The following is a 9,412-nucleotide window of genomic DNA, read 5'->3' as shown; positions in this document are numbered from 1 at the left end:
GGCGACCTGTGCCGTTCCGCCCGATGGTTTGGTCAGCGTGGCGAGGATGCGGACGGTCGTTGTCTTGCCCGCGCCGTTCGGGCCGAGCAACGCGAAGACACTTCCGGCAGGGACGTGCAGGTTGATGCCGCATAAGACCTGCTGCCCACGGTACGACTTCGTGAGGTTGGTTGCTGAGATTGCGAGCGGAGTCGCCATTCAGTGAAGCTCCCTTCGTCCGCCCAATCTGGATAACTGTGTATCCCGTACACTAATTAGTGTATGGTATACACAGTGGAGAGTGCAGTGTCAAGCGATGGAGGCGTTGGCATGGACGAAGAGCGCGGGGCAGAGCTGTCGGCGGCGATTGCAGCGGCCTGGGGCAGGCACGAGCCGCCGCGCAAGGGGCCGAAGCGCGCGCTGAGCCTCCAGCAGATCGTCGCGGCCGGCATCACCGTTGCCGGACGCGATGGTCTGGCCGCCGTCTCGATGAGCAAGGTGGCCGCCGAAATCCCGGTCTCAACGATGGCGCTCTACCGCTACGTCGCCTCGAAGGACGAACTGCTCACCCTGATGGTCGATACCGCCTACGGCCCGCCGCCGGAGATCCCTGCCGATGCCGACTGGCGCAGCGGTCTGACCGCCTGGGCGCGCGCAGAGCATGCCGCCCTGCTCAGGCATCGCTGGATCCTGCGTGTGCCGATCAGCGGGCCGCCGCTAACGCCGAACCAGGTCGGTTGGTTCGAGCGCGGTGTTGTCTGTCTCAGCGAGACCGGCCTGACGGCGGTTGAACGGCTCTCGTCGCTCCTGCTGGTTACTGGCTTCGTGCGCAATGAAGCGACGCTGATGGATGACATCGACTCGGCAGCACTGGCGCGTGGCGTCGATCCGGAGTCGGTGATGGCAACCTATCGACAGCACCTCGCGTCCCTGATCGATCCCGGGCGCTTTCCAGCGCTCTCGGCTGCAATCGACGCTGGCATCTTCGCCGAGCCGGACGGGCCGGACGACGAGTTCGTCTTCGGGCTGGGGCGCGTGCTCGATGGTATCGGCGTCTTGATCGCTGAGCGGCGCGAGGCTGCCGGGCTGCTACGATAAGCGCCAATACTGGACTCTGCCAGCGAATTGAAAGGCCCGACCACTGTGAGCCTGTCGCTATCTGTTCTTGACCTGACGCCGGTGCCATCCGGCTCGACCGGCGCTGAGGCGCTGGAGAATACGATCGATCTCGCACGCCATGCCGAACGCCTCGGCTACAGCCGCGTCTGGCTGGCGGAGCACCACAATCTGCCCAGTGTCGCCAGCTCTGCACCGGAGATTATGATCGGCCAGATCGGCCGCGCGACATCAACTATCCGCATCGGCTCGGGCGGCGTCATGCTACCAAACCACGCGCCGCTGAAGGTCGTCGAGTGGTTCCGCGTGCTGGAGGGCCTGTTCCCCGGTCGCGTCGATCTCGGCATCGGCCGCGCCCCCGGCACCGATCAGATGACGGCGCTGGCGCTGCGCCGGTCGCGCGAGGCGGTCGTCGGCGACGATTTCCCCGCCCAGCTCGCCGAGCTGCTGGCTTATGACAGTGGCTCATTCCCGCCGAACCACCCCTTCGGCTCGATCATCGCCATGCCGCAGGATATTGCGCTGCCGCCGATATTCCTGCTCGGGTCGAGCAACTACAGCGCTCACTACGCCGCAGCGATCGGCGTCGGCTTCGCGTTCGCCCACCACATCAACAACCGCGACGCCGCCGAGGTGATGAAGACTTACCGGGCCGACTTCCAGCCGTCGCCGCCGTTTGAGAAGCCGCACGCGATCCTGGCGACATCGGTCCTCTGCGCCGAGACGGACGAAGAGGCTGACAAGCTGGCCGCCTCGATGGACCTGTCGTTCCTGCGTATTCAGCGCAACGAGCGGGGACAGCTGCCCAGCCTGGAAGAGGCCGCAGCCTACCAGCCGACGCTGGAAGAGCAGGCGCGTATCCGCACGAATCGCGAGCGCTTCGCCATCGGCTCACCGGAGACGGTCAAGGCGCGGATTCTGGAGCTGGCCGAAGAGACGCAGGCCGACGAAGTCATGCTCACCACCAGCGTCCACTCCCACGCCGCCCGCGTGCGCTCGTATGAACTGATCGCCGAGGCGTTCGGGCTGGTGTGAGGCCGGCTGGCTGAGTCCGAACAAGCAACCGCCTTCGGAAGTGTCAACCCCGTCAGCCCAGGACACCCTCCCTCTCCTCGGAGGAGAGGGAGGGCCGGGGAGGGTGAGGTTCGCTCAGTCAAACCGGACGTCGCGGTTCACATCCTTATAGAGAAGATACGCAGCTTCGTCCCAGCCGGTGCAGTAGAAGTGCTGCGGGCAGTAGGGGCCCATCCAGATGAAGTCGTCCGGCTGGACCTCGTGCCAGTCGCCGGCCAACAGGTAGAGTCCCTGACCCTCCAGCATGTACAGCCCGTGCTCCATGATGTGCGTCTCGACGTAGGGGAAGTAGTTGCCGGGCTTGAAGCCGAGGATGTTGACGTTCATGTCAAAGGCCATGTCGTCGGTCGGCAGCAAGTACTGCCAGTAACGCCCCTCGGTGTGCGGCCGGTTGCGCTCCAGGTTGTCGCGATGCCCGACGATTGGTGCAGGAACCGGCAGGTCGATCGCTTCGTACGGCTTCTTGATCCAGATCAGGCTGCTCTCTTCGTTCGCGCGGATACCGTAACTCGTCCCCGGCGGCACGAACGCATAGCCGTGCGGGATCAGCGTGTGGGTTGCATCCGCAATGGTGATCTCGACTGCGCCTCTGACGAGGTAGAAGACGTGCTCAAGTCCGTCGTTGCGCGCCTTGGTGGTGCCACCGCCCGGCGTCATCTCCAGCATCGCCTGCGCAAACCGCGCGCCCATCGCCGGTGACGTCTGGAATTTCACGACGGTGTCGACAAAACCGGGCAGCCGGCTGGTCAGGATTCCCTCCGGCGGCATGACGGAGTACTGCTTTGTCACGACACCACGGTTGTGGGCGTAGATGTTCGGCGGCAAGATCTGTCGGTCGGGTTTCTCCACGGGCACTCTCCCTCATCAGTCCATACGGTCGGGGCCATTCCGACGTATTGAAGCAGCACGGTAGAGCCGAGCGAACTGCTCTGTCAAGCCGCCAATGTCGCGGACGGAATCGCGGCGCTGGGGCATTCTCGCCACCAGGAAATCGCAGTGGCTCACAGATTGCTGCCTGTTCGAGTGGAAGGATGCGTCGGTTTCGTCATCGTAATGTCACGGTTTTGTTGCAATTTGATCACGAGAGTTCGCGAAAGATGCACGAACATACAGGTAGGATGGCCAACAGGATGAGGGCAACAATTGGAGGGTGGCGATGATCCACGATGAGCAGTTCGAGCCACGCGACGCGCCCCGGCAGCCGTCCGGCCCGCCGCAGCCGGAAATACGTCGGCTCTACCGGAGCCGCAACGACCGGATGATCGGCGGGGTTGCAGGCGGTCTGGCGAACTATCTCGGTATTGATCCGATTCTGTCGCGCCTGATCTGGATCGCGTTGCTGTTCACCGGTGCCGGATTCCTGATCTATATCGTTGCCTGGATCGTCATTCCGGAAGCGCCGGTCGGCATGGTTGAGGCGGTCGCCTCGCCGGCATCCAGCATGACGTTGCGGGTGATCTTCGGCGTTGGCCTGGTGTTCATCGGCGGCATCCTGCTGCTGCGGGAGATATTGCCGTGGATTGACGATGGCGTCGTCTGGGCTGTGCTGCTCGTCTGTGTCGGGGTCGGGATACTCGTGAAGGCGGTGCGCTCATGAATTTGGAACCGGGTCGGTTCGATGGCGATAATCCGCCACCGACCTATGAACAGTACCCACCGACTCCGCCTCCTCGGTCGGGCGTCTCCACCGGGACGCTCCTGCTCGGAGGGGTGCTGATTGTCGTCGGCGTTCTCTGGCTCCTGCAGCGTGCCGACATCATCGCCTCGCCGTGGCGGGCGGCCCTGCCCGGTGTGCTGATCGCCGTCGGCGTCGCGATCCTGATCGAGGCGCGCCGCAGGCTGGATGGCGGACTGGTGACGATCGGCGTCCTCCTGACGCTGATCCTGTCGATCACGTCGATCGCCGACATTCCGATCGGCGGTGGCGTCGGAGATCGCGACCATCGCCCGACATCAATGGCTGAGGTCAATTCGCCCTACAAGCTCTCGGTCGGTGAGCAGATCCTCGACTTCTCAGCAGTCGATTTCCCTGAGGGCGAGACGGTGATTGAGGCGAAACAGGGCGTCGGTGATCTAACGATCATCGTGCCGCGCGACATCGGCATGAAGATCGATTGGCGCGTCGGCGTCGGTGAGGCGGATATTTTCGATCAGGAACAATCCGGCGTGGGCAACGACGGCGTCGTGACGCGGAACGAAGACAACAGCCGCCAGTTGCGGATCAACGCATCTGTCGGGCTCGGTCAGCTGGAGGTGCGCGATGTACGCTGAGCGCTGGAATCTCACCGCCGCCATCCTGGGGTTGCTGTTCATCGTGATCGGCGCGCTGTTCCTGCTGGATGAATTTGACGTCCTGACGTTTGATGCCTACTACATGATTCCGCTGCTTGTTATCGGCGCCGGTGTCGCCGTGCTGTTCGGCGGTCGGCGTTCAAACGAACCGTAGCGAAGGAAGCATGATGCGCCGTGATCCCGGACAACTCATCCTCGGCGTCGTTCTGGTCGTCCTCGGTACCGCGCTGGTGCTGGAGCGCACCGGGCTGATCGGGTCGTTCAGCGTCTGGAGCCTCTGGCCGATCATCATCATCGCCGGCGGTATTTCAACCTTCATGGCCGGGCCGTCTGCCCGGCTGATCGGCGGGATCATCACCGGCATCGGCGTCATTCTGCTGGCGCAGAGCCTCGATATCGTCTCCGGCTCTGTCTGGGGCATCGTCGGGGCGCTGGTACTGATCGGGTTCGGCGCGTGGATCCTGCTGCGTCGGGAGGTGCCGCTGGTTAGCGTGTTCTCCTCGGGGCAGCAGAACGAGACGAACGCCAACGATCGCATTGAGTTGACCACGATCTTCAGCGAACGCGAGATTGTGAGCACCGCGACCGATCTTCGGCAGGTGACGGTGACGACCGTTTTCGGTGAGGTCGATCTCGATCTGTCGCGCGCCAACGTCGCACCGGCGGGCGCGTCAGTGGACGTAACAGCGGTCTTCGCCGAAGCGACGATCATCGCACCACCTGGCTGGAACGTGACCGTGAATGGCACCGCCATCCTCGGCGAGGTGAACGACAAGACCGCGCCCCGCAAAGAGCCGGGGCTGCCAACGCTGGCGATTCAAGCTACGGCGATCTTCGCCGAGGTGACCGTCAAGCAGTACGCCCATGAAACGGTGCGGTAGGGCAGGCGAGAACGTCTCAGCGCGCCTGAAATGACTCGGCGCGACGGTGGTGCCACGTCGCGCCGAGTCTTCAATGTGTCAGTGTGGGACGCCTGGCAGGTTAGTCCGACGACAGCGCGACAACCTCGCCGACTCGTACGCGGGCTTCAATGCGCTCGCCGACGGTCTGGTCGACGTTCTTCCAGTACTGGATCGCGTTTGAGAGCACCGGCTCACGCACACCATCGAGCGCACCGGAGACCGTCTCGACGAACCGGTCGCGAGCTGCGTCATCGAACACCTCACGCACGAGCGTGCCCGGCTGCGAGAAGTCGTCGTCGTCCGGACGGAGATCGTAGGCGCTGCGCACGAGCTCGCCGTCGTTCTCCCAGGAGTTCTCGACCCGGCCCTGCGTGTCCGCCCACGGGCGTCCAAACGAGTTCGGCGCGTAGACCGGGGCATTGCCGGAATGCTCGAAGCGCATGTTGCCGTCGAACGTGTACGAGTTGATCTTGTTCTTGGGCTGGTTCACCGGCAGCTGCTGATAGTTCGTGCCGATGCGGGCGCGCTGCGCGTCGGCATAGCCGAAGACGCGACCGAGCAGCATCTTGTCCGGCGAGATGCCTGTGCCCGGCACCTGGTTTGACGGCGCGAAGGCGGCCTGCTCGATCTGGGCGAAGAAGTTCTCCGGATTGCGGTTCAGCGTCAGCTTGCCGACCTCGTGCAGCGGGTAATCGGCGTGCGGCCAGACCTTCGTCAGGTCAAAGGGGTTGATGCGATAGGTCCGGGCGTCGTCGTAGGGCATGATCTGCACCTTGAGCGTCCAGGACGGGAACTCCTCGCGGGCGATCGCGTCGAAAAGATCGCGGCGATGGTATTCCGCGTCCTTGCCGGCGAGCGCCTCCGCCTCAGCACCGGTCATGTGCTCGACACCCTGCTCCGAGATGAAGTGGTACTTCACCCAGAACCGCTCGCCGGCCTTGTTGATCCAGGCGTAGGTGTGGGAGCCGTAGCCATTCATCGTGCGCCACGAGCGCGGCAGACCACGATCGCCCATGACGTAGGTCACCTGGTGGGCCGACTCGGGGTTGAGCGTCCAGAAGTCCCACTGCATCGTGGCATCACGCACGCCGCTATCGGGCGTCCGCTTCTGCGAGCGGATGAAGTGCGGGAACTTCATCGGGTCGCGCAGGAAGAAGACGGGCGTGTTGTTGCCGACGATATCGAGGTTGCCGACCTCAGTGTAGAAACGCACGGCAAAGCCGCGCACGTCGCGCCAGGTATCCGGCGATCCCTGCTCGCCGGCGACGGTCGAGAATCGCAGGAGTGTCTCAGTCGTCGCGCCCGGCTGGAACACCGCTGCGTGGGTGTAGGCCGAGACATCGTGCGTTGTCTGGAAGACGCCGAACGCGCCCGCACCCTTGGCGTGCGGGTTCCGCTCGGGCACGCGCTCGCGGTTGAACGCAGCGAGCGTCTCGATGAGGTGGAAGTCGTGCAGCACGATCGGTCCGTTATTGCCGACGGTCGTCGAGTTGCGATCGCTCTCGGCGGGGGCACCGTTCTGGCCCGTCGAAGGGATCGTTGGATCAATCAGGTCAGACATTTCTCTCCTCGATGTGAGCATTTGGGGGCGCACCTGATACAGAGCAGTGCGTATCTGGTGGGGTGAGCCTCATTCATTGCTGTGCGCCGCGTGTATTGCCGTCATTGAATCTGCGACACGCTGCATTTTCAGGTGTCACAGTCGTTCATCTTGTATCTGCGTTATTGAAATAGAGCTCCTTCTCGTCAGCGCTTCATTCGTATGCCATTCTGGCAACAACTGCCGAACACCAAAGAATACCCCCAGGGGGTATTCTGCGAGGTCATTATACGACATTGCTGCGGATAGTGCCAAAGCGGCGCAACGTTCACTGCATCGACTTGTGCAACGCCGTAGGAAGCCTGTGAACCGCCAGCCACTCAGCGCCAGCTAGATGTCTGCTGGCTTTGTTCTTCCATACTCCTCCATCAGCTCGCGCACACGGGCCAGTGGCAGCGCATGGATCGTGCGTCCGAAGCGTCCGGTTGCCGTCTCGGCCATGCAGAGGCTGTTGAGCACGGCCTCCTCGGTCGCGTCGACTGTGGCGGCGAACAGGTCGTTGATCGACTCGCCTTCGATGATCTGCTGCGTGGCAGTCCCGGGTCCCTGCTGCGGCCGATAGCCGGTGGAGAAGGCGACCAACAGTTCGCCGCTGCCGTTCTCTCCGGCCGAGCCGGTGCGGCCCAGCCCGAGCGCCGCGCGCTTCGCCAACCGCGCCAGTTGCCGACCATCGAGCGGTGCGTCGGTCGCGACGACGACGATGCACGAGCCATCGACCCGGTCGCCGCGATGGCTCTGCTCGGGTAGTTCCGCTTCCGATCCCCACGGGATGTGCCGACCGACCGGCACGCCGTCGATCGTGAGGCGTCCGCGCCGGCCGAAGTTCGTCATCGTCAGCACGCCGACTGTCCAGCGTGCGTCACCATCTGCGACGCGGCGCGACGATGTCCCGATCCCACCTTTGAAGCCGAAGCAGACCATGCCGGTGCCGGATCCGACGCAGCCCTCAGCGACCGGACCGCCGCTGGCGGTGTCCAACGCGGCCGCGACGTGCGCTGCCGTGACGTGGAAGCCACGCGCGTCGTTGAGATACTCGTCGTCGCACTCACCGACGACCGGGATGACGACGCCTTCGCTGCCGCCGACACGCTCATCGCGCTCGACCAGGTAGCGGCAGATGGCGTCGTAGGCCGTGCCGACGCCCATCGTGTTTGTCAGGACGATCGGTGTGTTGATCCGGCCCAGCTCCTCGATCTCGCTGCGTCCACTCATCTCGCCGGTGCCGGCCAGCGCGAAGAAGCCCGCCGCGACCGGGTGCGTCAGCAGGTCGTCGTCGCCACCAGTGGCGTCGTAGCGTCGCGGCCAGATCGCGGTGACGCCGGTTCGTGCGGGGCCGTGCCGGTCGGGCAGGTCAGCATCGCCCCAACTGACTGTCGCGTGCCCCACCTCGACGCCCGCAACGTCGGTGATGGCGTTCAGTTCGCCGGTCGGGTAGGTGCCAATGGAAATGCCGAGGTCGCGTGCCCGGCAGCGCGCGTTGTCGGGTGTCTGGCTCATTCCTCTGCCTCCTCCGGCGCGACTGGCCATAGTCCGGCGGCTCCGGTGCTGGCTCCGCCATCGACAACCAGGGTTGTCCCACTCATGTAATCAGCGAGTGGTGAAGCCAGCATGACGATTGCGTTGGCGATGTCCTCGGGCGTGCCGGGTCGGCCCAGTGGGGATGATGCGCGCATGGCAGCGCGGTAGTCGGGCGAAAGGTGCGCCCCGCCGTCGCCGACCTCGATGTAGCCGGGCAGCACCGCGTTGGCCCGAATGCCCCACGGCGCGAGCTCCATCGCCATCGAGCGGGTGAGCGCGATCACTCCAGCTTTCGAGGCGCTGTAGTGCGCCCAGCCGTGCAGCGCCCGATTTGCTGCGCCCGACGAGAGCGTGATGATTCGTCCGGCAATACCGGCTGCGACCATCGCTCGCGCGGCGCTCTGGCAAGTGTGGAACATGCCGGTCAGGTTGACGCCGATCACCGCGTCCCACTCGTCGTGACTGATGTCGAGGAAACGGCTGTTCGGATAGATACCCGCATTGGCCACCACGACACGCGGTGCGCCGACGTCGCGGATCACCCGCGCGAACATCGCCTCGACGGCTTCAGCATCGCGCACGTCAGCCGTCGCTGGCAAGGCCCGAATCCCGTCGGCCTCCAGCATCGCGCAGGCCGCGGCCACGCGCTCCTCGTTACGATCGTTCAGCGCCACAATCGCGCCGGCCCCGCCAAACGCCCGCGCCGTCGCCAACCCCAACCCGGCACCCGCGCCGGTAACCAGCACGACTTGTCCCTCTAAGGTGAGTGGTGCGGTCATATTGGAAGTCTCCTTTATTGATAGCGATCTTTCAGCGCAATAGCGTCAGATTATCTGATCGTTGAAGTTGGCAACCACGCCCGCGGTCACCGGCAATGATTCAGTCGGCGGCGGCTCTTCGACGTGAATCAAACGTTTCCCTTGTTGGTGAT

General features: G+C 64.2%; 11 protein-coding genes. 6 read left to right on the top strand and 5 right to left on the bottom strand.

Going from position 1 to position 9,412, the window contains the following annotated elements; all coding sequences use genetic code 11:
- Nucleotides 1-198 (bottom strand): ATP-binding cassette domain-containing protein (locus M9890_09525; protein MCO5177194.1); only part of this gene is annotated, 198 nt, incomplete at its 3' end.
- An 87-nt stretch (nucleotides 199-285) separates the two neighbouring features.
- On the opposite strand from M9890_09525, the gene M9890_09520 reads away from it, so the two are divergent.
- Nucleotides 286-1,077 carry a TetR/AcrR family transcriptional regulator gene (locus M9890_09520; protein MCO5177193.1) on the top strand — a complete coding sequence of 264 codons (792 nt, stop codon included), beginning with the start codon at nucleotides 286-288 and terminating at the stop codon, nucleotides 1,075-1,077.
- 45 nt (nucleotides 1,078-1,122) lie between these two features.
- Nucleotides 1,123-2,130: an LLM class flavin-dependent oxidoreductase gene (locus M9890_09515; protein ID MCO5177192.1), complete on the top strand. Its 1,008-nt coding sequence runs from the start codon at nucleotides 1,123-1,125 to the stop codon at nucleotides 2,128-2,130.
- A 114-nt stretch (nucleotides 2,131-2,244) separates the two neighbouring features.
- Here M9890_09515 and allE read toward each other — a convergent pair whose 3' ends face one another.
- Nucleotides 2,245-3,018: a (S)-ureidoglycine aminohydrolase gene (gene allE / locus M9890_09510; protein MCO5177191.1), complete on the bottom strand. Its 774-nt coding sequence runs from the start codon at nucleotides 3,016-3,018 to the stop codon at nucleotides 2,245-2,247.
- Between the two features lie 307 nt (nucleotides 3,019-3,325).
- On the opposite strand from allE, the gene M9890_09505 reads away from it, so the two are divergent.
- From M9890_09505 to M9890_09490, 4 genes are read left to right on the top strand one after another with little or no spacing between them, the layout of a single operon-like run.
- Entirely contained in the window at nucleotides 3,326-3,766 is a 441-nt protein-coding gene (locus tag M9890_09505) for a PspC domain-containing protein (protein ID MCO5177190.1), read from the top strand.
- Nucleotides 3,763-4,440: a cell wall-active antibiotics response protein gene (locus tag M9890_09500; GenBank protein ID MCO5177189.1), complete on the top strand. Its 678-nt coding sequence runs from the start codon at nucleotides 3,763-3,765 to the stop codon at nucleotides 4,438-4,440. The genes M9890_09505 and M9890_09500 overlap by 4 nt, the downstream gene beginning before the upstream one ends.
- Nucleotides 4,430-4,615, top strand: a complete 186-nt coding sequence (locus M9890_09495) for a DUF5668 domain-containing protein (protein MCO5177188.1) — start codon at nucleotides 4,430-4,432, stop codon at nucleotides 4,613-4,615. The genes M9890_09500 and M9890_09495 overlap by 11 nt, the downstream gene beginning before the upstream one ends.
- A gap of 13 nt (nucleotides 4,616-4,628) precedes the next feature.
- Nucleotides 4,629-5,342 (top strand): cell wall-active antibiotics response protein, encoded by a 714-nt coding sequence (locus M9890_09490; protein MCO5177187.1) that lies wholly within the window; start codon nucleotides 4,629-4,631, stop codon nucleotides 5,340-5,342.
- A 100-nt stretch (nucleotides 5,343-5,442) separates the two neighbouring features.
- On the opposite strand, the gene M9890_09485 is transcribed toward M9890_09490, so the two are convergent.
- The 3 genes from M9890_09485 to M9890_09475 all read right to left on the bottom strand — a co-directional run bounded on the left by M9890_09485 (nucleotide 5,443) and on the right by M9890_09475 (nucleotide 9,260).
- Nucleotides 5,443-6,924, bottom strand: a complete 1,482-nt coding sequence (locus M9890_09485) for a catalase (GenBank protein MCO5177186.1) — start codon at nucleotides 6,922-6,924, stop codon at nucleotides 5,443-5,445.
- 369 nt (nucleotides 6,925-7,293) lie between these two features.
- Nucleotides 7,294-8,460: a P1 family peptidase gene (locus M9890_09480; protein MCO5177185.1), complete on the bottom strand. Its 1,167-nt coding sequence runs from the start codon at nucleotides 8,458-8,460 to the stop codon at nucleotides 7,294-7,296.
- Nucleotides 8,457-9,260 (bottom strand): SDR family oxidoreductase, encoded by an 804-nt coding sequence (locus M9890_09475; protein ID MCO5177184.1) that lies wholly within the window; start codon nucleotides 9,258-9,260, stop codon nucleotides 8,457-8,459. Before M9890_09475 ends, M9890_09480 begins: the two co-directional genes overlap by 4 nt.
- Nucleotides 9,261-9,412: the final 152 nt, after the last annotated feature.

This window comes from Thermomicrobiales bacterium (assembly GCA_023954495.1).
In the GTDB taxonomy this organism is placed as follows: domain Bacteria; phylum Chloroflexota; class Chloroflexia; order Thermomicrobiales; family CFX8; genus JAMLIA01.
The sequence above is the reverse complement of the archived record's forward strand: the minus strand, read 5'-3'. Positions and strand labels throughout refer to the sequence as shown.